The 25,132-nt window shown below is 34.7% G+C and carries 24 protein-coding genes; 9 read left to right on the top strand and 15 right to left on the bottom strand.

The window, feature by feature from the left end; translation table 11 throughout:
- Positions 1–19: 19 nt before the first annotated feature.
- The gene (locus X929_RS08550) at positions 20–1,351 is read right to left on the bottom strand and encodes a phenylacetate--CoA ligase family protein (protein ID WP_103067608.1); all 1,332 of its coding nucleotides are present in this window, start codon (positions 1,349–1,351) and stop codon (positions 20–22) included.
- 4 nt (positions 1,352–1,355) lie between these two features.
- Positions 1,356–1,904: a macro domain-containing protein gene (locus tag X929_RS08545; RefSeq protein ID WP_103067607.1), complete on the bottom strand. Its 549-nt coding sequence runs from the start codon at positions 1,902–1,904 to the stop codon at positions 1,356–1,358.
- Positions 1,905–2,193: 289 nt separating this feature from the next.
- On the opposite strand from X929_RS08545, the gene X929_RS08540 reads away from it, so the two are divergent.
- From X929_RS08540 to X929_RS08520, 5 genes are all read left to right on the top strand, one after another.
- On the top strand, positions 2,194–3,480 hold the full coding sequence (locus tag X929_RS08540; RefSeq protein WP_245858696.1) for an ABC transporter substrate-binding protein: 1,287 nt from the start codon (positions 2,194–2,196) through the stop codon (positions 3,478–3,480).
- Between the two features lie 68 nt (positions 3,481–3,548).
- Complete coding sequence (locus X929_RS08535) at positions 3,549–4,433, top strand: carbohydrate ABC transporter permease (protein WP_103067605.1); 885 nt, start codon at positions 3,549–3,551, stop codon at positions 4,431–4,433.
- Entirely contained in the window at positions 4,427–5,401 is a 975-nt protein-coding gene (locus tag X929_RS08530; protein WP_103067604.1) for a carbohydrate ABC transporter permease, read from the top strand. Before X929_RS08535 ends, X929_RS08530 begins: the two co-directional genes overlap by 7 nt.
- 33 nt (positions 5,402–5,434) lie before the next feature.
- Positions 5,435–6,616, top strand: a complete 1,182-nt coding sequence (locus X929_RS08525; protein ID WP_103067603.1) for a glycosyltransferase — start codon at positions 5,435–5,437, stop codon at positions 6,614–6,616.
- A 10-nt stretch (positions 6,617–6,626) separates the two neighbouring features.
- The gene (locus X929_RS08520) at positions 6,627–7,445 is read left to right on the top strand and encodes a MurR/RpiR family transcriptional regulator (RefSeq protein ID WP_245858695.1); all 819 of its coding nucleotides are present in this window, start codon (positions 6,627–6,629) and stop codon (positions 7,443–7,445) included.
- Between the two features lie 21 nt (positions 7,446–7,466).
- Here X929_RS08520 and arcC read toward each other — a convergent pair whose 3' ends face one another.
- From arcC to X929_RS08470, 10 genes are all read right to left on the bottom strand, one after another.
- Positions 7,467–8,408 (bottom strand): carbamate kinase, encoded by a 942-nt coding sequence (gene arcC / locus X929_RS08515; protein ID WP_103067601.1) that lies wholly within the window; start codon positions 8,406–8,408, stop codon positions 7,467–7,469.
- Between the two features lie 5 nt (positions 8,409–8,413).
- Positions 8,414–9,403, bottom strand: coding sequence for an ornithine carbamoyltransferase (argF, locus tag X929_RS08510; protein ID WP_103067600.1), 990 nt, complete (start codon positions 9,401–9,403; stop codon positions 8,414–8,416).
- 20 nt (positions 9,404–9,423) lie between these two features.
- The gene (locus X929_RS08505; RefSeq protein ID WP_103067599.1) at positions 9,424–9,876 is read right to left on the bottom strand and encodes a hypothetical protein; all 453 of its coding nucleotides are present in this window, start codon (positions 9,874–9,876) and stop codon (positions 9,424–9,426) included.
- 23 nt (positions 9,877–9,899) lie between these two features.
- The gene (locus X929_RS08500; RefSeq protein WP_103067598.1) at positions 9,900–11,018 is read right to left on the bottom strand and encodes an NADH:ubiquinone reductase (Na(+)-transporting) subunit F; all 1,119 of its coding nucleotides are present in this window, start codon (positions 11,016–11,018) and stop codon (positions 9,900–9,902) included.
- 10 nt (positions 11,019–11,028) lie between these two features.
- Positions 11,029–11,622: an NADH:ubiquinone reductase (Na(+)-transporting) subunit E gene (locus X929_RS08495; protein WP_103067597.1), complete on the bottom strand. Its 594-nt coding sequence runs from the start codon at positions 11,620–11,622 to the stop codon at positions 11,029–11,031.
- Complete coding sequence (locus X929_RS08490) at positions 11,622–12,233, bottom strand: Rnf-Nqr domain containing protein (RefSeq protein ID WP_103067596.1); 612 nt, start codon at positions 12,231–12,233, stop codon at positions 11,622–11,624. The genes X929_RS08495 and X929_RS08490 overlap by 1 nt, the downstream gene beginning before the upstream one ends.
- Positions 12,233–12,844: an FMN-binding protein gene (locus tag X929_RS08485; RefSeq protein ID WP_103067595.1), complete on the bottom strand. Its 612-nt coding sequence runs from the start codon at positions 12,842–12,844 to the stop codon at positions 12,233–12,235. The genes X929_RS08490 and X929_RS08485 overlap by 1 nt, the downstream gene beginning before the upstream one ends.
- Entirely contained in the window at positions 12,841–13,749 is a 909-nt protein-coding gene (locus tag X929_RS08480) for an RnfABCDGE type electron transport complex subunit D (protein WP_211286761.1), read from the bottom strand. The genes X929_RS08485 and X929_RS08480 overlap by 4 nt, the downstream gene beginning before the upstream one ends.
- Positions 13,750–13,891: 142 nt before the next feature.
- Positions 13,892–16,591, bottom strand: coding sequence for a type I pullulanase (gene pulA / locus X929_RS08475; protein WP_103067594.1), 2,700 nt, complete (start codon positions 16,589–16,591; stop codon positions 13,892–13,894).
- Positions 16,592–16,666: 75 nt separating this feature from the next.
- Complete coding sequence (locus tag X929_RS08470; protein WP_146255786.1) at positions 16,667–17,671, bottom strand: LacI family DNA-binding transcriptional regulator; 1,005 nt, start codon at positions 17,669–17,671, stop codon at positions 16,667–16,669.
- Between the two features lie 463 nt (positions 17,672–18,134).
- Here X929_RS08470 and secG point away from each other — a divergent pair, with 463 nt between their 5' ends.
- The 4 genes from secG to X929_RS08450 all read left to right on the top strand — a co-directional run bounded on the left by secG (position 18,135) and on the right by X929_RS08450 (position 22,072).
- Positions 18,135–18,371, top strand: coding sequence for a preprotein translocase subunit SecG (gene secG / locus X929_RS08465; RefSeq protein WP_103067592.1), 237 nt, complete (start codon positions 18,135–18,137; stop codon positions 18,369–18,371).
- 15 nt (positions 18,372–18,386) lie between these two features.
- Positions 18,387–19,580 carry a tyrosine--tRNA ligase gene (gene tyrS / locus X929_RS08460; RefSeq protein WP_103067591.1) on the top strand — a complete coding sequence of 398 codons (1,194 nt, stop codon included), beginning with the start codon at positions 18,387–18,389 and terminating at the stop codon, positions 19,578–19,580.
- Positions 19,581–19,678: 98 nt separating this feature from the next.
- Positions 19,679–20,635 carry an S-layer homology domain-containing protein gene (locus tag X929_RS08455; protein WP_103067590.1) on the top strand — a complete coding sequence of 319 codons (957 nt, stop codon included), beginning with the start codon at positions 19,679–19,681 and terminating at the stop codon, positions 20,633–20,635.
- Positions 20,636–20,737: 102 nt separating this feature from the next.
- A complete protein-coding gene (locus X929_RS08450; protein WP_103067589.1) occupies positions 20,738–22,072 on the top strand; it encodes a hypothetical protein in 1,335 nt (444 codons plus the stop codon).
- Positions 22,073–22,137: 65 nt separating this feature from the next.
- Here the strand turns inward: X929_RS08450 and murA are convergent, their stop codons facing one another.
- From murA to X929_RS08435, 3 genes are all read right to left on the bottom strand, one after another.
- Positions 22,138–23,397 (bottom strand): UDP-N-acetylglucosamine 1-carboxyvinyltransferase, encoded by a 1,260-nt coding sequence (gene murA, locus X929_RS08445; protein ID WP_169925033.1) that lies wholly within the window; start codon positions 23,395–23,397, stop codon positions 22,138–22,140.
- A gap of 66 nt (positions 23,398–23,463) precedes the next feature.
- Positions 23,464–24,276, bottom strand: a complete 813-nt coding sequence (locus tag X929_RS08440; RefSeq protein ID WP_146255785.1) for a hypothetical protein — start codon at positions 24,274–24,276, stop codon at positions 23,464–23,466.
- The gene (locus X929_RS08435; protein ID WP_103067586.1) at positions 24,227–25,060 is read right to left on the bottom strand and encodes a Cof-type HAD-IIB family hydrolase; all 834 of its coding nucleotides are present in this window, start codon (positions 25,058–25,060) and stop codon (positions 24,227–24,229) included. The genes X929_RS08440 and X929_RS08435 overlap by 50 nt, the downstream gene beginning before the upstream one ends.
- Positions 25,061–25,132: the final 72 nt, after the last annotated feature.

The raw sequence follows: 25,132 nt of genomic DNA, 5'->3' as shown, positions 1-25,132 counted from the left end.
CTTCTTTTCTTTTGATTTTTTACTCAATAACAATTAATTTGAATTTTCCCGTCTTTTCATCTGGTTTAATATCTTCTACAACTTTTACTTCAAAATTCACGTTTTTCATTTTTTTCTTTTCTAAAATATCATAAAGTTTTTTTCGAACTTCTTGAACAATTTCATCTGAAGGTTCTTTTGGTGAGACGACTATTTTAAAAACAAAAGATGATTGATTCCTTTGGATAAATTGAAACTTAGTTACTCCTTTGACAAAAAATTCTGCTATAACGATTGGATGAATGAAATCTTTTTCTCCGTCTTGGGTTACAAAAAATGGGATTAGTTCGGTTCTACCAGTAATTTGTTCAATCTTTGTAAAGGGCCATTTCCCTCCCCCATTTTTTGATTTTTTTAGGATATCTGTTAATTCATACCTTATTATAGGTTGGGTGTAATTGTACAAGTTCGTCAAAATTGTTTTGTTCTCTTGGATTTCAAGATAAACCGCATCATCGTATATGTACATTCCTTTTAAATCTTCCCTAGATACACCCATTGCCAAAGACTCAGATGTTGCATAACTATCTACTATTTTGGAGTTTTTCCACACCTCTTTTAAAAACAGTTTTACGTTTTTTAATAAAGGTTCTCCACCACAGACTATCACTTCCGGGTGAATGTTCAAAAAACCTTCATTTTGAAATTGTGCCAAAGATCTTATGCCATAAGGGTACCCTGTGAGATTATCCGGTTGAAAATCGTTAAGTTTTTTTAAGTACGTTTTGATAGGCTTATTTATATCCATTACTATATAATCTTTGTAGAAAAACTTTTCAGTTTGATTTAGTGGAGATAGGAATAAACTTATGGCAGCATAATGTCCATCAACTGCACCTATAAAGGCATATTTCTTTCTTTTGAGAGTGAAATTTGAAAACATCCTTGTTGAAATAGCTTTGATGAAATCCCACTCTTTTTCACTGTACAAATAATATCCTACCGTTCCCGTTGATCCAGAACTGTGTATTACATGATACTTGTCATAAAGTAAAGAAGTTGGATTGGGGTTATTATTTAAAAAATCTTCTACTTTGTTTTTGGTAATTTGGTCATCTTTAAAGAACTTATCAAAATTATCAATCATAATATTTTTATTGATCGTTGGTAATTCGTTTATGGGAATCTCGTCCAGCATGTTTTCTTTTATTCGGAAGGATCTATAAAAGTCCATATAAAAAGGTATTTTTCTATAGGCGTATCTTAATATCTTTCTAAATTTCTTTTCTCTTAATTCTAATATCTTTCTTCTTGAATGATTAAGATTTTTACTTAGTGAATAATAATAGTATACTGTTCTTAGAAAACTCATGATCTCAGAATTCTTTCAAAAAATAATCATAATGTTCTTCATCATATACTACAAACCTGATTTCTTTTAAAAATTGTGGATTGGTATTTATGAAATCATAGACCGCCTTTTTGTAAACGGGAACCGCTTTTTCTATGGGATAACCGTAAATCCCCGCACTTATAGCTGGTAGGGATATTGAATTCAATTTTAATTCTTCTGCTTTTTTTAAAGAATTAATAACAGCATCATACAATAACTTTTCTTCTTGCTCACTGCCTCCCCTCCAAATTGGTCCAACTGCGTGAATTATGTATTTGCATTTTAACTTTCCTCCAGTTGTAACGGCAACATTTCCCGTTTCGACTTTACCGTATTTTTTAATATATTCGTTCGACTCTTTTTGAACATCTGAACCACCTTTTCTTGCTATAACCCCTGCTACCCCTCCCCCATGCTGCAAATGTGAATTAGCAGCATTTACAATAGCGTCTGTTTCTTCGATAGTTATATCACCAGATACTAATTTAATTTCAACGTTGTTGACTTTTATTTCTTTTATAATTTTGTTCATAATTAACGCCTCCAAAAAGATAAAATTATAGTAGCTTTTATATTTAATGTTTCTTTTATTATATCAAAAGTTTGTAGACTAACACAAAAAAATGCAATAATGAGAAAATCGAAGATTTTCGATAATAATCACAAATAATTACTTATAATCAATCGTAATCACGAATAATCAGATTTTGAAAATAATATTTTTTTCTGTATAATAAAAATGAAAATTTTCTTTTTATCTTATATTTCTGGAAAAAATTTTTATTTATAATCAGAACCATAAATTTGAGGAGGTGTGTGTGGTGAAGAAACTTATAGTAGTTATTTTAGCGGTGCTGGTTAGTGCCATGATGTTCACTCAAACGATTACGTTTTGGCATACTCAGGTGGAAACAGATAGGCAACAAAGGGTAAGAGCTTTAGCACAGATTTTTGAGGCACAAACGGGTATAAAGGTTAATTTAGTACCGATCGAGGAAAACGAGATTTTAGAACAGATTCCAAGAGCAGTTCAGGCTGGAACTTTACCAGATGTTGTAGAAGGTGGTATTTCTCCTATTCTCCTGCTGGGAAGTCAAGGCTTTATGGATACAAAGCTTAATGCAAAGATCATCGAAGATTTTGGTGATGTTTATGAAGGCGTTGCAAGATTGATGAAAGCACCAGATGGAGGATATTATGGGGTACCTTTCCACGCTTGGGTTCAAGGGATTTGGTATAAGGCGAATTTGTTTGAAGAAAGAGACCTAGGGGCTCCAACATCTTGGTATAATATACTTACAGCTGCTAAAGCATTAAACGATCCGGCTAATGGTTTCTACGGTATAATATTGCCTAAGAAGGCGGATGCTTATACTGAACAGGTCTTTTCACAAATCGCTCTTTCAAATGGTGCAAGACCAATTGATAAAGATGGAAATATTCTTTTTAATACTCCTGAAATGATCGAATCATTTAGATTTTATAAAGAACTTGGAAAATATTCTAGGCCTGGTTTTACTGCTGTTCCAGAAGCATTAAATGGTTATTTGAATAACGAAGCCGCTATGGTTTTCTATTCGACATACATAATGGACGATATTGCAGTGGAAGAGGTTCAAAAACAAAGAGTAGAACAGTTTGATCCTAAACTTGTTGAGAATACAGGTTTTGCAAATTTTATGGTTAACATAAGACCATCTTCATTTGGTGAAGTTGTTGGATTGGGTATACTTAATACTTCCAAAAACAAAGATGCTGCAGAACAATGGGTAAAATTTCTTATGAGTGGAAACAATTACATCTACTGGTTGCACGTGGCACCTGGCGGAATGAATCCAACAAGAAGCTCTATAGCAGAGATGGACGAGTTTTTAGATAATCCAGTTTTAGAAAGATATGGGAAAGATCAAATAACTACGATTATTTCCGCATTAGATACTGTTGAAAGATTTGAGTTCATGGAAGGAGAAATTATTGAGGAGATGAGTATCCTATCTGGTAACTTTGTAATTGGTAGGGCAATAAATAGAATGTTTGCAAACGATTGGACACCACAGCAAACGGCTCAATGGGCACAACAAGAAGCAGAAAGATTATTAGGCGATTAAACTTTACTAGCTCTTATAAGGGGAATACTTTATTCCCCTTTTTTACTAAAAATTGGGAGGAGAGAAAAATGCAACGATTTCGAGAGTTATCTCCTTTAAGGAAGAAAGAAGCCGTTTTTGGATGGCGGTTAGTATCCCCCGCAGTTATTTTGATAGGGATTTTTATTTTGTATCCAGTTTTATACAATATTTACTTGAGTTTTTTTGAAGTATCCCTTACACCGGGAGTACCGAATAAGTTTGTTGGCTTCCAAAATTATAGAGAACTGTTAACCGATCCTACCTTTTGGAATTCTTTTGGTATAACCATGTTGTTTGTTTTGATTACCGTTTTCGGAAGTATTTTAGTTGGTTTAGGGGTTGCTTTGCTTATGAATAAAGAATTTCCTGGAAGAGGTATAGTAAGAGCCCTTATATTGTTCCCATATGTTGCCCCAGTTATTTCAACCGTTTTTGCTTGGCAATACGTCTTAATGCCTTTAAACGGCCCTTTAACAATACTCTTAAGTAATTTAGGTATAATGGATGTGACACAAGACCTTGTTAACGATCCAAATAATGCATTCTTAGTTGTTTCTTTTTACAGCATTTGGAAGAACTTTCCTTTTATTTATTTGATGATTCTATCCAGGTTACAATCAATATCTCAAGATTATTATGAAGCAGCTGATATAGATGGCGCTAATGGTTTTCAAAAATTTCGTCATATTACTTTACCAGAACTATATTATGTAATAGGTTCTTTAGTCCTATTAAGAGGAATATGGAACTTTTACAAATTTGAAGAGGTATACCTTTTGTCTAAAGAAGCAAGAACTCTACCTATATATCTATATGAAAAAGCCTTCACAGGTTTGCCGGAGTTAGGAGTAGCAGCAGCTATTGCAACTGTCCTCTTTGTAGTTATGATGGTGCTCATATCCATCTATGTGAGGAAGGTGTTAAAATGGTAGTAAGAAAAAGATCTTTCATAAAAACATTTTTATTTTGGTTTTTCATAGCTTTAGTTGTAATATTTGTTGCCTATCCTTTTGCATATATGGTTTCAGTTTCATTTAGATATGATTCTGATGCATTTGATCCTGGACTGATCCCTGAGAATCCAACATTGTCACAGTATGCTCAACTATTAGGACTTGAGGAGTCTATTAGACAACAGATGAGTAATGAAGAAGAACAACTCATGGGACTTTTAGAGTCTCTTCCAGAAGAACAAAGAGAACAAATCCTTCAGAATATACTTTCACAAAGAAGGCGTGAATCGTTTCCTTTTTTAAGATGGTTTGGTAACAGTTTACTCTTGGCTGGATTAAGCGCACTAACAAGTTTAATAATAGGTATATTTGGTGCCTATTCCTTCAGTAGAGTTTGGTATCCGGGAAGAACACTTGTTCAAAGAGGAGTTTTGCTAGTATACTTGGTAGGTGGAGTAATATTATCTGTGCCCTTGTATGATTTGTTCGTAAGAATGGGATTAACTAATTCTGGTGGAACCTCAATGTTTGCTTTGTATATAATATATGTGATCCAGACGTTACCTGTTTCGATGTATATGCTTGGTAATTATTTCAGAACAATTCCTGAATCAATTGAAGAGGCGGCCTTAATTGATGGCAGCACAAGAATAGGAACTATTATGAGGATAATTATTCCTCTATCGATGCCAGCTATAATCACCGTTTTCATATACGCATTTATGATAGGATGGAATGAGTATTTATTTGCTTCTATCTTCATAAGGCCTTATCCCGGAGCTTATACTTTGCCCGTGGGTTTGAGAGAGATTTTCTTTTCTGAACATGCGGTATGGGCTAAAATGATGGCAGCCTCAGTGTTGACAGCCGTGCCTGTCATTGTGTTGTTTATGACCGTAGAAAAGTACCTAACGGCAGGTTTAACTGCTGGTGGAGTCAAAGAATAAAGTTGAAAGTGCGACAAAAAGGAGGAAGTTAAAATGTCAATATTTTTTGATGATAAAATTTTACAAAATTTACCTAAAAGGGTAAAAGTAGTTGTGGGTATTCCAAGCTATAATAATGCTGAAACGATTTCTTTTGTTTCTAAAACAGCAGCAGAAGGGATAGTTGAATATTGTGATTCTAATGGATTAATTGTTAACGCTGATGGGGGTTCAAAAGACGGAACAAAAGAAGTTTTTATGAAAACAGACACAAAAAAAGTACCAAAAATTGCTTACGATTATATCGGACTTCCCGGTAAAGGAAGCGCTATGCTTTCTGTGATAGAACTAGCAAAAAACTTAGACGCCGAAGCGATTGTATTTTTAGATTCTGATTTAAAAAGTGTTAGGCCATGGTGGATAGAAAGACTAACTGGTCCAATAATGAAAGGACTTTCTGATTATGTTACACCTTATTATGTAAGGCACAAATACGACGGTACAATCACAAATCAAGTCTGTTATCCCTTGGTTACTTCTCTGTTTGGTCAAGCTATTAGGCAACCGATAGGGGGAGACTTTGGTGTAGGTAAAAATATGATTGATGTTTATTTGGAAACCGCTTCGAGTGTCGCAAAAACAGACGTTGCTAAGTTCGGGATAGATATTTGGATGACTACAAATGCCATACTTAACTCCAATAAAAAGGTTTATCAAGCTGCTTTAGGTGCAAAAGTTCACGATCCTAAGGATCCTGGAGCTGATCTATCCCCGATGTTTAAGCAAGTTGTTGGAACGTTATTTGATATTATCGTAGATAGCGTCTCGAAATGGAAAGATATCGAATCTATTGAAGAAGCCCCAATATATGGTGAAATACCCCAAGTCGCTGTTGAACCTATCAACATCAACATAGAAAATTTGAAAAAGCAACTTTTAGAAGGATTAAAAAATGAAGAAACAAAAAGATTAGCAAATGATCACTTGGAAATCATAATGAAAGAGAAGAAATTACCACTTCAAATATGGGTGGATATCTTATTTAACACGTTAACAGAATATTCAAAAAACAAAGACAAAAATTTGGTGGAATCCTTAGTACCCCTCTATTTTGGGAGAGTAGCCGATTTTGCTGAATTAACAAAAGATATGAACGAAGTAGAAGCAGAAAAAGTGATTAAAGATCAAATAAATGCATTTGCTAATAAAAAAGATGAATTGATGAAAAAGTTATAGTCGATTAGAGGTGACGAAGTTGGTAACTTCCAAGATTAAAGGGATATACAATTCTTTAACTGACAAAGAAAAGCAGGCAGCTCAGTATATAATCGAAAGGCCTGCCGATGTAATACACTACAGCATCACTGAATTATCCAATTGGGCAGGAACTAGTGAAACTACTATATACAGAGTTTTAAAAAAGGTTGGCTACTCGGGATATCAAAAATTTAAGTTAGAACTAGCAAGAGAGTTGAGTACCCCTACACTTGAATTAAAAGAGTCGAAAGATCTTGTAGATATGATTTACAATAAGACTGTAAACTCCTTAACAGATATTCTAAGGCAAACAGATAGGGATAAAATTAATCGAGCATCCGAAATGATACTTAACAGCAAAAAATTACTATTCTATGCGGTAGGAAGATCTTTTCCCGTAGCTTTGGATGCTTCTTTGAAGTTTGCCGCCTTGGGTTTTGCTTCTACTGCATATCCTGATCCACACATGCAAGTTATAGTCGCTTCAAATCTGGAAAAAGATGATGTAGTAGTTGCTATAAGTCATTCTGGGGTTATCAGAGATACTTACAAATCCGCCCAAGTAGCCAAGGACGCTGGTGCCTTTACTATAGGTATAACTGCAGGAATTAATTCACCCATGTCAAAAATAGTCAACCTAGTTTTATATACTTCAGCTGAAATGCCTCAGGAGAGCGAATTTACAGTAAGCAGAATCGGAGAAATATTCATGGTAGAACTTTTGTACAACTCAGTTGCTTCTAAAATGTCCCTTAAAAACAAAGAAAGTAGAATAAGTCAAGCGATGAGAACAAAAAGGTTTAGTTAACAAAAAGGGGGAATCTCCCCCTTATTTTGTTATGATAGTTCCCGTTTTTCCTTCCAATGCATCAACCAATTTGGTTAAATCTGTAATTAAAGCAGGTCTTCCAGTCTTGAGAACAAAATTTGTGCACGCCTCTATCTTAGGCAACATACTCCCTTTTGAGAAATGTCCTTCTTTCATATATTGTATTGCCTGGTTTACGGTCATTGAAGATATAGATTGTTGATTAGGTTTGTTAAAATTTATGAATACTTTTTCTACAGCGGTAAGAATTATAAACTCATCAGCCTCTAATTCTATCGCTAACAAAGCCGAGGCTCTATCCTTGTCTATGACACCTTCCACGCCTTTTAATTTATCCTCTTCTTTTATTACTGGGATACCCCCTCCACCCGCTGCTATGGTTATATTGTTGTCCCTTACCAGTTGTTTAATAGCTTTTAACTCTATAAGCTCTAACGGTTCCGGAGAAGGTACTACTCTTCTCCAACCTCTTCCAGCATCTTCTACCATACTCCATCCTTTTTCTTTAATGAAAGTGTCAGCTTCTTCTTTGCTGTAAAAAGGCCCAATGGGTTTTGAAGGATTGAAAAAGGCAGGATCATTTTTATCAACAAGTACTTGGGTAACAATACTTGTAACGTCTTTTTCAATATGTTCTTCTGTTAAAATGTTTTTTAACGTTTGGGAAATCATGTATCCTATATATCCTTGAGTCATAGCTCCGTTAACATCCAACGGAAATGGAGGAATAACATCTTTGGCTATATCTTGTTGAACTAGAATATTTCCCACTTGAGGTCCATTCCCGTGGGTTATGACTATTTTATAATTTTTTTTTACTAGTTCAACTAAGCACTTTGCCGTGTTCTCTAAGTTTTTTAGCATGTTTTGAGCTGTTGGAGATTCTTTTGGTTGGGATAATGCATTTCCTCCTATTGCTACAATTGCAAGCTTTTCAGTCATTCATATCAACCTACCAACGTTGCTACCATAACTGCTTTTATGGTATGCATTCTATTTTCTGCTTCATCAAAAACTTTTGAGTACTTGCTTTCAAACACTTCATCAGTAACTTCCATTTCTTTAATACCGTATTTCTGATAAACATCGTATCCCATCTCGGTTTTTGTGTCGTGAAAAGATGGCAAACAATGCAGAAAAATAACTTCAGGATTGTTCGTCTTTTTTATCAAGTCCATATTTACTTGGTACGGTTTAAGTAAGTTGATTCTCTCTTGAACTTTACTTTCTTCTCCCATAGAAATCCAGACATCAGTATAGATCACATCTGCGTTAACAACAGCATCAAGCTTGTCTGTGATAGTAATTTTTCCACCGTTTTCATGAGCTGTAGTTTCCATTTCACCTAACAGTTCTTTACTTGGAAAAAGTTCCTTTGGAGAAATAATTACAAAATCCATACCCATTTTAGCGGCACCTATCATAAGTGCGTTAGCCATATTGTTTCTTCCATCTCCAACGTATACAAATTTTATCTTGTTAAGAGGTTTTTCAAAGTTTTCCATAATAGTTAGGAAATCTGCCAAAACTTGAGTGGGATGATCTTCATCTGTTAGACCATTCCATACGGGAACACCCGAATATTTTGCTAGAATTTCCACCGTTTCTTGCTTAAATCCTCTAAATTCTATTCCATCGTAAAATCTCCCTAAAACTCTTGCAGTATCTTCTATTGATTCTTTCTTACCCATTTGACTGTTAGTTAAAAATGTAACGTTTGCCCCTTCATCGAAGGCGGCTACTTCGAAGGCACACCTTGTTCTAGTTGATGTTTTTTCAAATAGCAATACTATGTTCTTACCTTTTAATAAATCTCCCTTAATGCCCATTCTCTTTTTAACTTTCAAATCTTTTGAAAGTTCGAGAAGATACTTTATCTCTTCGGGCGTAAAATCTTTCAACGTTAAAAGGCTTCTTCCTCTTAAATTGATAGGCATGGTTCTTTAATTCCTCCTTTTTATTCTTCGAGAACTTTTTTAAGTTTTTCAGGTTCAACCCTGAATGGTGATCCCTTACCTTGAAAAAAATGATGTTTTTCTATTAAGTGTAATGATAATTCTGTGATAAGAAGTTCTTCGTTGTTATTTAAATTTTTAATTCTTAAATTAACTTTTCTAAAAATACCGTCTTCAAATGGACAAGGTAGATGTCCTCTAGCTTCGTCAACTTTTATTAGCCATTTATTATCAATGGTTACAGGTTCTTCAAAAGCTTCTTTCCCTTTTTCGAAAAGGTATCTAATCTTTTTGATGTAATCTTGTAAATTTATATTTAAAGATCTAATTTTTTCCTCGTCACTTTCAATTATATCAACCAAAAGTCTTTCATCATTACCTAAAAATCCACCAGCGGTTATTACTCCGGTCTTCATATTTTCATAGGCTTTCTTTAAATCTTCAGTCATTTTCATTGAGGAAAAGCACCTCCTTTTCATTATGCGAACTTGTCATAATATATTTTATCTTCTGATATGCCGTTCTCTGTCATTACTTTAATACAGGCATTTATCATTCCTGGACTTCCACATAAGTACCCTTCTTTTGGGGTATTTTGATCCATTTTTTCTTTAAAATATTTTCCCAATACATCTGTGATAAGTCCCGTTTCGCCTTTCCAATTGTCTTGGGGTTCAGGTTCTGATAGTGCAGGAACAAAGTGGAATCTATCCCATTTCTTTTCCATGTCTTGAAAGAAATCCACATAATAAAGGTCTTTTAAGCTTCTTGCTCCAAAAAACAACCAAACGTTTCTGTTGGTTATTTTTCTTTCGAACATATCCGCAACGATAGATTTTATGGGGGCTAATCCTGAACCTCCCGCAACGCATATCATGTCTGCATCTGTATTTCTCATATAAAATTCACCAAAAGGACCAACCAATTCCATTTGGTCGTTTTCTTTTAGATACTTATGAACATAAGTCGTTGCAATTCCACCTGGGACAAGTCTGATAAAAAATTCTACAGAATCTTTTTGACTTGGAGATGATGCTATGGAATATGCCCTTTGAGTATATTCGTTTATTTTCTCGTAGGGAGGTATAACCAATTGCATATACTGTCCAGCTTTAAACTCAATTTCATTAGGTTCGATAAGTTTAATTTTAACTTCTTTTATATCATAAGTCAAATCATTTATTTTTTCAACTACACCCTTAAAAATTTTTGCAGAAAATAGTTCTTCTGGTATTTCTATTGCTATGTCAGATTTTACTTTCACTTGACAAGACAGTCTTATATTTTGTTTTATTTCGTCTTCCTCTAAAAGCGGTGCTTCCGTGGGTAAAATTGGTCCAATATCTGATAAAACTTTTACCTTACACGCTCCACAACTTCCCCTGCCACCACATGCTGAGGGGATAAAAACGCCTTGCTCGGAAAGGGTGGTAAGTAGGGATGCGCCTCCGTTTACTTTTAACTCTTTTTTGCCATTGTTGATATCAATCTTAACCTCACCATAATTGTTGACTATGCCATCAACTACCACAATAAGTGCAGCTAAAACCGCACTTAATCCGCCAATTAAAAAGGAGGCAGCTAAAATTGTATTCACATCAATCACCTCACTGTACGTTTAACATACCCGAAAATCCCATGAAAGCCATCGCCATAAGTCCAATCGTGATTAAGGTAATTCCAGGTCCTTTTAAAGGTCCGGGTACGGGAGATTTATCAACCTTTTTTCTTATTGCCGCTAAAGATACTATTGCTAACCACCAACCTAGCCCTGAACCTAGTCCAAATATAACTGATTGAAGAAAATTATAATTTCTAATCTGCATAAAGAGAGCTACACCCAGTATAGCACAATTGACGGTGATTAACGGAAGAAAAATACCTAAGCTCATATACAAATTAGTTGACATTCTCTCTATAACCATTTCTGATATCTGAACTATTGCAGCAATGACGATTATGAAGACTATGTATCTAAGATATTCTAAACCGAAAGGAATCAACAAATAATGGTAGACCAGCCAGTTAATTGCGGTAGTTATAGTCATAACAAAGGTTACTGCAAGACCCAACCCATTAGAAGAAGTGAAATCCTTTGAAACCGATATAAAGGAACACATTCCTAAAAAATTAGAAAGAAGTATGTTGCTTGTAAAAATAGAAGCAAAGAATAAAGATATCAAACCTACGTCAGGGGACATTATTTTTTAACCTCCTTTCTAAACATGTAACCTTTAAGTATCCATATAAAAATAGCTAACATAAAGAAAGCGCTTGGAGGCATAACCATTATAGTCCAATTTACAAAATTATCTGGTAATATTTGAAATCCAAAAAGTGTTCCAAAGCCCAACAACTCTCTCACAAATGCGACCATCAAAAGGACATACATATAGCCTATTCCACTAGTTAAACCATCCCACAAAGAAAGCAGTGGAGGGTTAGATTGAGCAAAAGCCTCTGTTCTTCCCATTATTATACAATTAGTTATAATCAAACCTACGTATGGTCCCAACGCTCTACTAACTTCAGGTACATAAGCCCGTAAAACAATATCAACAATTATAACATAAAAAGATATTATCAACGTTTGGGCTATCATTCTGACTTTCCTAGGAATAAAAGATTTCAACAAAGAAACCGTCAACGCTGATAATCCTGTCACAAAAACAACTCCCACAGTCATAATAGAAGTGTTAATAAGAGTATTAGTTACAGCTAGGGTGGAACATATTCCGAGTATTTGGATGAATACAGGATTGTTATACCATAAATTATCTTTAGCAATCGCTATCCAATTTTTCTGAGCCATTAAATACTCACCCCCAGAATATCTTTCAAATTCGAAATCGTTTCATTTACAATTCTTTCAATAGACTCAGAAGTTCTTGTAGCACCAGTTATTGCATCGACTTGTCCGTTTTCGTAGTCGTTGTCGCCAGTACCTTGCCCAGTTACTACTCTTATTTGACTATCTATAATTTTAAGACCCGAAAACTGTTTTTTGAACCAATCTTCTTCTATTCTTCCGCCTAATCCTGGCGTCTCGTTTTGAGATATAAAGTCAATACCAACAATTCTAGAAACATCTTCGTTCACAGCTAAGACACCCGTGATCGTTCCCCATAGTCCACCACCTGTGAAGATAGTAGCATAGACATTTTGTCCGTTTACTTCGGCAGTATATAATTGAGAGCCATCAATAGATTCAGTTGAAACCATAGAATTGTATTTTTGAAAAGCTTCTTCATCACTTTGATAAGATATACCCATTGCAGATAATATGGCTTTAATTTGGAACAATTCTTGATTCCTTTCTACCGTATCTTTTGTTAATTCATTTGCAACTGCCAAAACGAAAACAAATACAAAAGAAATAATGAATGTAAATATTATGGTATAAACTCTACCTTCCCTTTTCATGCTTTCACCTTCTTTCTAGTAAAAGCTGTATCCAACAAAGCAGCAAAAGTGTTACCCATTAACACTCCAAAACTCGTACCTTCTGGGAAAAGAGAAAATGTTCTGATAAGTATAGCCGTAACCCCTATTATAATGCCATAAAACCATTTAGAAGTTTCATTTTTTGGTGCAGTTACAGGATCTGTTGCCATAAAGATGGTAACAAACATGAAACTTCCAGAAAGTAAGAATTCCAAAGGATAAGAGGTGTTCTGTAGGCCCATTAAAGAAAAAAAGATAGTCAGCAAAGAAGCACTCAAAAATGTCGATAACATAATTTTCCAACTGGCGGTTTTTGTAGCGATAAGGTAAATTGCAGCTATAAGTATTAAAAATATAGGACCTTCTCCCATTGAACCGGATCTAAGTCCAAAAAATAATTCAAACAAACCGAAACTTTCGCCATTTGCTAAAATTTGAAGTGGGGTTGCTGAAGTTAAGATATCGGATGTAACTCTCCCAAAATTTCCTGGTTGAAGCCATGATTGGGTCATGATATTTGGAAAGGTTATGTAAATAAAAAGCCTACCAGCAATAGCTGGATTAAAAACGTTCCTTCCAAAACCTCCATAAACTTCCTTTGCAAATAAAACACCAAAAATAATTCCAATACTGGCAATCCACCAGGGTGTTGCAGGAGGAAGGGATAAGACAAATAAAGTGCAGCTAACTAGAACCGCTTCGGTAACTTTACGCTTTTGTCTCCTTTCCATAATATACTCTGTCAAAATTCCAAAACCATAAACAAATATAGATAGAAAAATCAGTCTCCATCCGTACATGTAAAAAGCGAATGCGTATATAGGTATCAGCGAGTACAACACTTTTCTCATCATAACTTGCTTTTGAAAGAAGCCTGATGCCACACGAACACCCCCTTAATTAAATTAAAATTAATAAATCTATCGATATTTTAACATGTTTTCTACCCTATATCAAGATTCTTTTGTCATTTCATAAAAATTAAAAAAGGGCGAAGAAATTCGCCCTTTGAACTTTTAAAGGGTATTAATTTTGATATAAAACGTAGACGGATAAAGGTGATACTTCGATTACTCCCTCTACAACATCCAATGTTTCTGTACCTGCTGTATCCTCATTGACAACTAAGTTCCATTCGCCGTCGGGTAAAGTAATTTGAACTGAAGATTCTGGTTCCGCGTTGTAAACAACCACAATATTTTTCCATTGATCGTTGTTTGCGTTATCTTTTATAATAAAAGCAACAGTTTTTCTATATTCTCTGGGTAGTTCGAAAAATTCTATATGATTTATAATATCTTCACTATTGCTCATCCTAAAGGCAGTATGAGCTTTTCTCATTTCTATCAATCCTTGGTAATACTCAAAGATATCGTAAAACTGGCTTTTTCTATTCCAGTCGTATACATTGGGTTCTAAAATGTTGTATGGATTATCGTTCCCATTCTTAGTCCTTGCAAAATCAACCCCTCCGTGTAAGAAGGGTATACCTTGCATGGTTAAAATCATTGCGTTAGAAAATTTTTGAGAGGCTTTTAAGGTTTCTAAAGTTAGTGAATCTATCTCTTCTTCCCAAGGTTTTACACCTAGAGCAAGAGCATTTTTATCCCATAAAGTATGATTATCATGATTAGAAACGTAGTTCATAGTTTCTTGTGGGTCTTGGGCCCAAGATCTTATTGTACTATCGTATTCGATAGATCCAACGACGCCTCTTTTTATTTTCGTTTGTTGACCAGGAGCGCCTAATCCAAAACCTTTGGCCTCAGGTTCAAATACGCTCCCTCTGATAGCATTTCTGACATCATCGTTGAATACAGCTACTTCTAAACCTTTTTGGTCTCCTTTGCCAAACGTTATTGGGCCTCCACCAGTCCATGGTTCCCCGTATAGAAGCACGTCTGGTAGTATAGCGTGTAATTCTTCTGATATTGTTTTTACTGTTTCTTTGTCGAATAAACCTAATAAATCGAATCTGAATCCATCAACATGGTACTCTTCTACCCAATACTTTAAACTATCTACTATGTACTTTCTAACCATAAACCTTTCAGTGGCTATTTCGTTCCCTACTCCTGAACCATTTGTATATTTCCCTGATTGATCGGTACGGTAATAGAAGTAAGGAACCGTTTGATCGAAAGGTGAATTTTTTCCAACTTGGTATGTATGGTTGTACACAACATCCAGCACAACCCTTATACCGTTTTCGTGAAAAGTTTTGACTACATTTTTTACTTCATTAATTCTCTTTAATGGATCGTATGGATCTGTTGAATAAATACCTTCGGGGACATTGTATACTAGAGGATCATATCCCCAACCGTATTGCTCATCGAATTTAGTTTCATCTAAAGAGCCAGCATCTTGAATAGGCATAATGTGAACATGAGTAACTCCAAGTTCCTTTAGATGGGATAACCCCGTCTTCACACCGCTTGGAGATTGTGTATTGTCTATAGTCAATCCAAGATATTTACCCCTGTATTCTTCTGGAATTCCTGAGCTTTCATCTATCGTAAAATCCTTTACATGAATTTCATAAACAATTGAATCTTCTATGTTGTTGAGAGTAGGCCTTACATCCTTATTCCAACCTACGGGATCGGTTTCTTTCAAATCAACAATCGCAGACTTGGTAGAATTGACGGCAAGAGCCGTGGAATAAATATCTATAGTTCTTCTTGTTTCTCCATAAGATACAAACTCATAAAGATAATACTTCCCTTTTAAATCACCATTCACTGTGGCTTGCCAAACGCCGTTATTGCTTTTTTCCATGGGAACTACTTTATAAGGTTTTTCATCCAAATAATTATCAAAAAGTAGTACCGTTGCCTTTGAGGATACTGGAGACCAAACTTTAAATTTTGTTTTATCTGGGGAATACACCGCTCCAAAATCGTTTCCGTAGTAATGAAAAACTTCATCATCTAAAATATTTCGCATAATTACATAATTTTCTGATACATATCCTTCTATATCTACTTTATACAATTTATCCACATCGTGGGAAGATATAGGATTAGCAAGTTTTATGGTAATATTTGTGGTAACGGAAATATCGGTAGGATCAGTTTTATAAACATCTGATACATCTAAAGCAACGGGATCAGAATCTTCCACCTCATAAAAATTAACTTTACCTTCCCACTCTTTTGTATCAAAGGGCACAGTTAGATTCACCGTTATTTCATCGAATGAATCCATAATAGCTGCGTTCACTCGAGGACTTAGGTCAAGGTTTTCTGGATCGGTATAGTAATTCTCTACGCCTGATAATACCCATATTTCAGCAACCCCGCTTTCAGGTATACTCACGAATCTATCCGCTGAAATATCTTTATCCCAGTTATCTGTTCTTACAATGAAACCCAGCTCCTCATGCTTTTCATCAAATTTGATAATTGCGTACTTGCCAAAGCTGTCTTCACCATCGAATAAATATCTAGCTCCTTCTTTGGAAACGGGTTTGCTTGGCCAAATCCAGAGATTCCAAGGTTCATAATCACCATCAGGTCTGTAATAGTGTACGATCAAAACGGTTTGTGCATCAAAGTCAGTCGCAGTTTTTCTTTCAGAAAGACTTACAAAATCGTTAAGATTTGTACTTCCAACCTCTTCAGGCAAAGTTTGAGTTTGGTTGGCTTGACCTGTTTGTGCAGAACAGCCTAACAAAATGGAAATTAAGAAAAATACTAACAAAAAGTAACCTACTTTCTTCATAAGTACCTACCTCCTTTGAAGTTGTGATATTGTGAAAAGGTTTCCATAATAAAGCAAAAAAAATAATTAGATCTTTTATGTTTCTCTTTCTACTATTTTTCCTTCTAATTTATGATGTTCAACTTTTTCTCTTCCTCCCATAGAAGAAATGAACATCTCATATGCAATTTCGACCATTTCTATAATTGGTTGTCTAATCGTTGTTAATTGAAATAGTCTACTAATAGGTAGATTATCAACAGCTATCAATGAGTAATCCTTTTTTGGATGCATGTTCTTTTCTTCCAAGTACTTTTTGACACCTACTCCAATCATGTCACATGTTGCAAAAATAGAAAGATACTTTTTAGGACGTCTTTTTATAATGTTTCCAATTGCTTTATACCCTCCGTCCCACAATAAATCGCTGTATATAATTTTCACCTTTTTATTGTTCTCTTCCATAACCTGTAAAAAACCTTCATCTCTTTTTTTGAAAACGAAAGAGGTAAATTCATTGTTGAGTTCCTTAAAAGTAACCAAATAAAAAGTGCTATTTGACGGCGAATTACTTATAAGGTACTCAGCAGCAGTTTTCCCGACTTGATAATTATCAACATAGACAGAATCAAATCTTTCATCATATGAATCAATTAATATTATTTTTTTAGGGGGAATTCTGTTCTGAAAAATACTTGAGACGGAAAGAGAAGAAAAGAACACCCCGTCGGTTTGATAAATTAAATCGGTATTTTGCTTGATCTTTTCCAGGGATATCTGATCTATAAGAGGAAAAACAATCAACCTATAATTATTGCGAGAAATTTTCTTTTCAAGTAGAGAATACATTATCCCATAAAATTCGTTTCCCATGTCAGGGGTCACAAAAGAAAGAGAGTTTATATTTTTTGAAGATAATGTTCTAGCGTTAATATTGGGAGAATAACCCAACTCTTCGATGATTTCTAGAACTTTTTCCCTGGTCTTTTCACTTACTTTTTCGGAATTATTTAATACTCTTGAAACTGTTGCGATTCCGACGTTAGCAAGCCGCGCAACATCTTTAATAGTAGGATTCGGATTTCTCTTTTTGTCTTTCAAATTATTCACCTCAAGTCTTAATTTTATATATGGGTTTTAGAAGTTCTAAAACTTATATACAGTGCTCCTTCGCACAGCAGCCAGCCTTTCTAAGGAAGGTACCTGTATATGATAATTTTTATTTTTTATTATACCATAATAAATTGGGGAACAAATTTTTTAGTGGAGCTAAAGAACATTAATAATTATTATGAAAAGCGTGTAATACTTATTAACAAATAAAGGAACCGTTTCCTTTTTTTACTCAATCTTATTTTATCTCTTTGCATTTAAAAAAGCTAATCAAATTATTCTTGATTACAGACGATTATGAGCAATTATTATCGATTAAGTGAGAAAAGCTCCATTTTTCTCTATTTTAAGAAATTTAAAAAAGGTTTGCATAACGTTATTTCGTATGATATAATAAAAAATGAATCATAAATTTTTATTGATAATCAATATTTTAAAGAGGAGGAAATTTATGGGGTTTCTAGGTATCTTGCTTATAATTATTCATATCATTTTAGCCTTGGGAGTAATCTACTTTGCACTGCAAAGAATGCAAAAAAATAGTGAAATAGGTGGTGCATTTGGTGCCGGAGGTTCGGCTACCAATTTTGGCCGAGAGAAAGGGTTAGATAAAAGTTCCAAAATTGCTCTAACTTTTGGTATACTCTTTATGATAAACTGTTTTTTGGTAACATGGATAATAGCTTAAAGGAGGATCCAATATTTGAGCCCGCAAGACCAACTTAAAATCATACAAGAAAATTCTGTCGACCTTATTACAGTAGAAGATTTATTGAATAAAATGAGAAAAAAAGGGCAGTTAAAAGTTAAATTAGGCGTAGATCCCTCAAGGCCAGATCTTCATTTAGGACACGCTGTTGTTTTAAGAAAGTTAAAACAGTTTCAAGAGTTTGGTCATATAGTTTATTTGATAATTGGTGATTTCACCGCAAGAATAGGCGACCCTTCCGGAAGGTCAAAAACTAGACCTCTACTTTCTGAAGATGAAGTGCTAGAAAACTCTAAGACATATGTTGAACAAGCTTTTAGAATTCTCCATCCCGATAAAACTGTAGTAAAATATAACAGTGAATGGCTCTCCAAATTATCTTTTGCTGATGTGATTAACTTATCATCAAGGTATACCGTTGCTAGGATGCTCGAAAGAGACGATTTCAATAAAAGGTTAAAAGAAAATCAGCCTATAAGCATATCTGAATTTTTGTATCCTTTAGCTCAGGCGTATGATTCTATTGTTATCGAAGCTGATGTGGAACTTGGAGGTACAGATCAACTTTTCAATCTTTTAGTGGGAAGAAAGCTCCAAGAGGAGTTTGGCCAATCACCTCAAGTCGTGCTTACTATGCCATTAATTGAGGGAACAGATGGATACTTAAAGATGAGTAAAAGTTATGACAACTATATAGCTTTTAACGATTCTCCAAAAGATATTGTTGGTAAAGTTATGTCTATTCCTGATCATCTTATTATTAAGTATATGAGATATTTAACAGATATTTCAAAAGAGAAAATACAAAATTTTGAAGAAATAATGAAAAGTGGAGAAGCGAATCCTCGAGATATTAAAATGATATTAGCAGAAGAAATAGTTACTATGCTATATAATAAGGATGAAGCAGAAAAGGCCAAGCAAAACTTTGTCTCGATCTTTCAAAAAAGAGAAATGCCAGAAGATTTGCCAGAGATTAAAGTAAAAAGTGGAGAAACAATTTTAGATATAGTTTCAAAGACCGAAGTTTACGATAGTAACAGTGAAATAAAGAGGGCTATAAACCAAGGGGCTATCAGAATCAACGACAAAAAAATAAATGATTTCAAACAGATCCTTGATTGTGAGGATGGAGCTATATTAAGAGTTGGGAAAAAAAGTTATTTTAAAATAAAAAAGATTAAATAGATTTTGCAAAATTTCATTAAATATAGTATAATATAGTGACGGTTTTCTGAAAGAAGTGTTTTTTACCAAATCAAAATCATAAAAGGGGGTAAGGAAGAATGAAGAAAACGCTTGCTTTTTTTGTAGTAATGGTATTTGTGGTTTCTACCTTTTCACTCGGCTTCACTGATGTAGGAGAAGATCACTGGGCGTATGATTACGTTATGAAGCTAGTTGAAAAAGGTGTAATTCCTGTAGACGAACCAACCTTTAGAGGTTATGAACCTTTAACGAGGTCAGATGCAGCAGTTTGGATGTCGAGGTTGGTAACTTATTTAGAGAACTCTCCTGAAATTGCAAAGACGAGTGATTTGTCCTATTTGGAAGCCAAAGTAGGAGATCTCTCAAAGAAAGTAAATAACGTTGAAAGTCAGTTTAATTCATTGAATGAGCAGTTACAAGCGGATGACCTTTTATCCGATTTGCAGGCAACTTATCAAGATGTCAAAAAGACAGCCTACAGAGCCAAAAACATGGGAGACGCTTTAGAGACTGATTTGTTGGCAGTTAGTCAGGATGTATCTGGGTTAAAAGCAACAGTTAGTAAGTTAGAGGTAACTGTGAAAGAAACAAAGAGTTTAGCGGAACAAAATCAAATGTTTGTCAAAGCATTACCCTCACTTTCACAAAAAGTGGCTTCAAACCAAGAAAGGATTGCTTCGCTCGAAGAATTCAAAACAAGTATGGCAAAGCAACATTTGAATCTCAAATACGATACTTACGACAAGATAGACGGATTAACCAACAGGGTATCTACAAACGAAGAACAAATCGCATCTTTGTCTCAAGATTTGGCAGAAGTCAAAAGGACAGCTGAAATAAATCAGATGTTTGTTAAGGCTTTACCAGATCTTTCAAAAAAAGCCGCTTCTAACGAAGCAAAAATAACAGAGTTAAGTCAAGTAGTTGAAGCTCAAAACGCAGAAATAGCAAAGGCTAAAGATAACACAATGCTATGGTTATTAGCGGGTTTAGGAGTTATTTTAGGTGCTATTGGTATTTTTATGCCCCAATAAATACTATGAAATAACAGATTTATATTGACAAGTAGTGTGGATGTTTGCTATAATAGTAAAGATTTTTAAAAAATTAAATCAAAAGTAGAAGGGGGTTTTTGTATGAAGAAAGTTTTATTGTCTTTGTTGGTAGTTTTTGCGTCACTGGCACTTTTTGCAGTGGAGCCAGTATTTGATGTTAGTGGAACGGCAGGTTTTGAATTTAAGATGGATGAAAGTGCGTTGGATATCGAAGCAATGCTGGACGCAGATATTAGTATGGATGTTGAGTTCCTTACAACATTTCCGGCAACTTTAACAGCGGGGTTTACACTTTCACCTCTAAATGTCACTAAAGATGCCTCGGGCTATGTTACCGATGTAAGCCCAACATTATCCTTAGACTATGTTCAATATGAAGAAGAAGCATGGTTATTAAGATTCGAACCAAAAGTGATAGCTTTAAGTAACTACACCATAAGCCGATTTACTAGTGCTGAAGGCTCTTTAAAACTCGGTTTGACAGATTACGGGGTTAATTTAGTATTAGCGGACTTAAAAGGTAACGAAGTTACCGAGCACGCTACAGGAGATTTAGCTTTTCCTGGAGGTTGGATTTTTGGTGCTAGTTACGACCTCGACGTAAGTGGGGTAAAAGGACTTGTTGCTGGTGCTTTCAAATTTGAAGATTCTACTAACAACAGAGTTACCATTGAAGGAAAAGTAACAGAAGTACCAGTTCCGGGAAGTTTAAGTGCTGATGTGGTTTTTGGCATGTTGAATTTTGAAGATCTTTCTGGCGATGCTTCATCCGCTACAGCATATAGGGTAAATGCAGCTTATAAATACCCATATGAAATGGAAGCATTCACAGTAACACCTCACGTTGGTTTCACATGGCAGAATAACCTAGAAACAGTTTATGCAGAAGAATCCAGTAAGGATGTACGTAAAACTATAAGTTGGCCCGACACACAAAAAGTCACAGCAGGAGTAGATTTAAGCTATCTTGAGGCCCCGTTGACAGTTAAGTTAACTGATACATTCACAATTGATTTGTTAGAAGCAACACCTGTGTATTCCATGTCTCTTACTCCATCCGTTGAATACGCTATTTCAGATTTAAGTTTTGCAGGAGTAGAAGTCCCAGTCAAAGTTGCTGATTTAACTGACTTTGCAAGTACATTATCTATTACACCTCATGGATATTTAACTTATGGCATGGCTGAAGTTCCTGTAACTTTAAAGGCTGATGTTTACTATTTCTTCAAAGATGGAGAACAGGAAGAAAATCCAATAGCTTATATGGGTGAAGTTTCTTATGCTTTCAGTGAGAATGTATCTGCCGGAGCTCACCTTGGTAATGAAACTTGGGACGCTTACGGTAATGTGAACGGAGCAAATGAATTATCAGACTTACATTGGTATCTATACCTAAAAGCTGAATTTGAATTCTAAGATGACTGATAAACCAAAAAGCTGGCTTTTTAAAGCCAGCTTTTTTGAAGTTATAGGAAAGAAATCTATTTTTCGTAAATTAAATCTATACCTACTTGTTCTAATTTTTCGTGTATGTTTTCGTATCCTCTAAAGATATGATCCACATTTGAGATAATTGTTTCTCCTTCTGCGACGAGTCCTGCTATAAGTAAGGCTGCAGCGGCCCTTAGGTCTGTAGCTTCTACAGGTGCTCCTGATAGTTTGTTTACCCCTTCTATAATTGCAGTATTGTCTTCTACTCTAATCTTAGCTCCCATTCTGTTCAACTCGTCAATGTGATAAAATCTGCTTTTAAATACGGTTTCGGTTATTGTAGACCTTCCCGGGACCAAGGATAAAAATGTAGTGATCTGAGGCTGTAAATCTGTTGGAAATCCTGGAAAAGGGGATGTCTCCATGCTGATACTGTTCAATGTATCCAGAGGAGTTTCAACTACTTTTACTTCTCTTTTTTTCTCGTCGTAATCTATCGGGCTTCCTATATTTTCGAATACGGAGAATAAACTATTTAGATGCTCAGCAGATACATTTTGTATGGTTAGTTTTTCGCCTATGAGTTTTCCTAGTATGATATAGGTGCCTGCTTCAATTCTGTCAGGAATTATAGTATATTTTATACCTGATAGTTTTTTTACCCCTTCGATTTTCAATATTGAGGTTCCCCCACCTGTAATTTTGGCTCCCATTCTGTTTAAAAAGTTAACCAAATCTGTTACCTCTGGTTCGATGGCACAATTAGATATAGTCGTTTTTACTCCTTCCAGTAAACAAGCGGTGGTTAAGACATGTTCTGTGGCTCCAACACTTGGAAAAGGTAAAGATATATTTATTAGGCTATTGGGATTGTTCAATTTACTGGTTACGAAACCGTGTTCGATCGTACTTTCTATTCCCAACTTCTTTAAACCCTCTAAATGAAAGTCCACAGGCCTTGCACCGATAGAACATCCACCTGGAAGGGCGACTTTCGCATAACCATTTCTAAGGGTTAATGGGCCGTAAACGTTGAAAGAAGCCCTCATTTTCCTTACGGGTTCATAGGGAATCTCAGAATTGATAGTTCCAGAGCTTTTAATTATAAGTTGATCATCGAAACGTTCTATTACTTTCCCTGCACTTTCTAGTATTTCAATCATAGTTCTAACGTCAGCTAAATCTGGGACGTTCCTTAACTCAATATCATCATCGGTGAGTATAGAGGCTCCCATAATTGGTAGAACTGCGTTTTTTGAGCCAGAAACAGTCAATATGCCTCTTGCCTTTTGAGGTCCTTTTACGATCATTTTTCCAGATGTATCTAAACCAATACTTTTCAATTTTAGCCCCCCTAAGAAATAATGAAAGAACGTTTACCAATTTTTATTTCCGGTAGGTAGTAATTCACCAGAAAAGACCTTCCTTGCATTTTTTTCCACTGATTTAGAAAAATAGGTTACTGATTTTATATCTGTAGAATTTATTTTTCTATATAATAAGTTTTCTCCTTCATCACGCCATCCCGTTAAAATAATGCTATTGTTAAAAATTTCTTGAATAATTTCTTCTAGAGTATCTTTTCCGTAATTCCATGGAAGGGAAAATAGATTATTTTTCTGAAGGTAAAGATTATTACTATCAAAAAAGAGATCTACATTTTTTATCTGATCTGAATAAGTGTAAAATGATCCGCTTTTTTGAAGTAAAGATTGTGTTGCGTTTCTATCGTCTTTAGATGTTACAATGATTACAGGGGTAACACCACTTGTTTCTAATCCTCTTATCATTCGGTAAGTGATTTCAGATATCAAATAAGGTGAATTTCCAATATACTTTAAAGGATCGTTTACATCTTTTTCCAAAATCATTAAATTCCCAAACACGACGAAATCGATACCCAAGTTTTTAAGGTAATAACCTAATTCTCTTGAAAAATCCTGAATTAAAGAAAAGTTTCTAACTGATCCTAACGCAAGATAACAAAGTTCGGGATCTATCTCATTTAAATCCAATAAATACCCAACTATGTAATTTGGGTCTAATTCTGCATTTTCAATATCTTTTAACGTATGAAAAAATTTTCCAATTATTTGATTATCCCCTTGTATTATATCGTATATACTTCCAAAAGTAAAGCTAAGAATTAACATTGTCGAGATCGTCAGCCAGTATCTTTTCAATGGCATATGCCACACCGTCCTCATCGTTACTAGGTATCAAATAATTTGCTACTTTTTTTACATCTTCTTTAGCGTTTCCCATTGAGAAGCTGTTTTTTGTTAATTCAAGCATGTCTATATCGTTTTCGGAATCACCAAAAACGTATAGGGTATTGGGGTCTAAGTTGTACATTTTTGAAATTATCTTTAAACTATTCCCTTTTGAAACCCCATAAGGTATAAAGTCCAAATAAGTATCCCACGATTTCATGAGGTTAAACTCACTGTGAAACTCTTTTTCTGATAATTTTTTAACAAGGTCTATTTTATCAGGCTCTCCAATTGCTAATATCTTTAATGTTGGGTGAGTTGAATTCTCTATTTCAGCAATTAAATCATCTACCAGAATATAATCAACGAATGAGTGTTTTGAGTAATCTCTGATCTCTTTATCGTCTATTTCAGAAATAAGTTTATCTTTTATATAGATGTGTCTGTGAACATTAAGGTCTCTAAGGAATTTTATACATTTAACAGCACTTTCCTTTGAAATACCCTTTTCAAAGACTACTTTTCCATTGAGGTCGACTATGTATCCTCCGTTGTAGGAGGAAATGATCACATTCCCTTTCAAAAAAGGGAGAAAACTTTCAACGATGTACATAGTTGATGCGTACATTCTTCCACTTGCTATTATTATAAGATGGTCTTCTTCTTTCAACTTTTTTAGAGCTTGATATGTTTTTGGTGAAATTCTTACCTCAGAATTTAAAAGCGTTCCATCCAAATCAAAAACAAAAGCTTTTTTCATCTTCTTCTCCTTTTTTGGTAAGTTGCTTTTTAGAATTATTATATTTACTTTTTAGTGCCCCTTCTTTTATAC

This window comes from Petrotoga olearia DSM 13574 (genome assembly GCF_002895525.1).
Lineage (GTDB): Bacteria > Thermotogota > Thermotogae > Petrotogales > Petrotogaceae > Petrotoga > Petrotoga olearia.
Note: the sequence above shows the minus strand (reverse complement) of the source record. Positions and strands in the feature narration are given on the sequence as shown.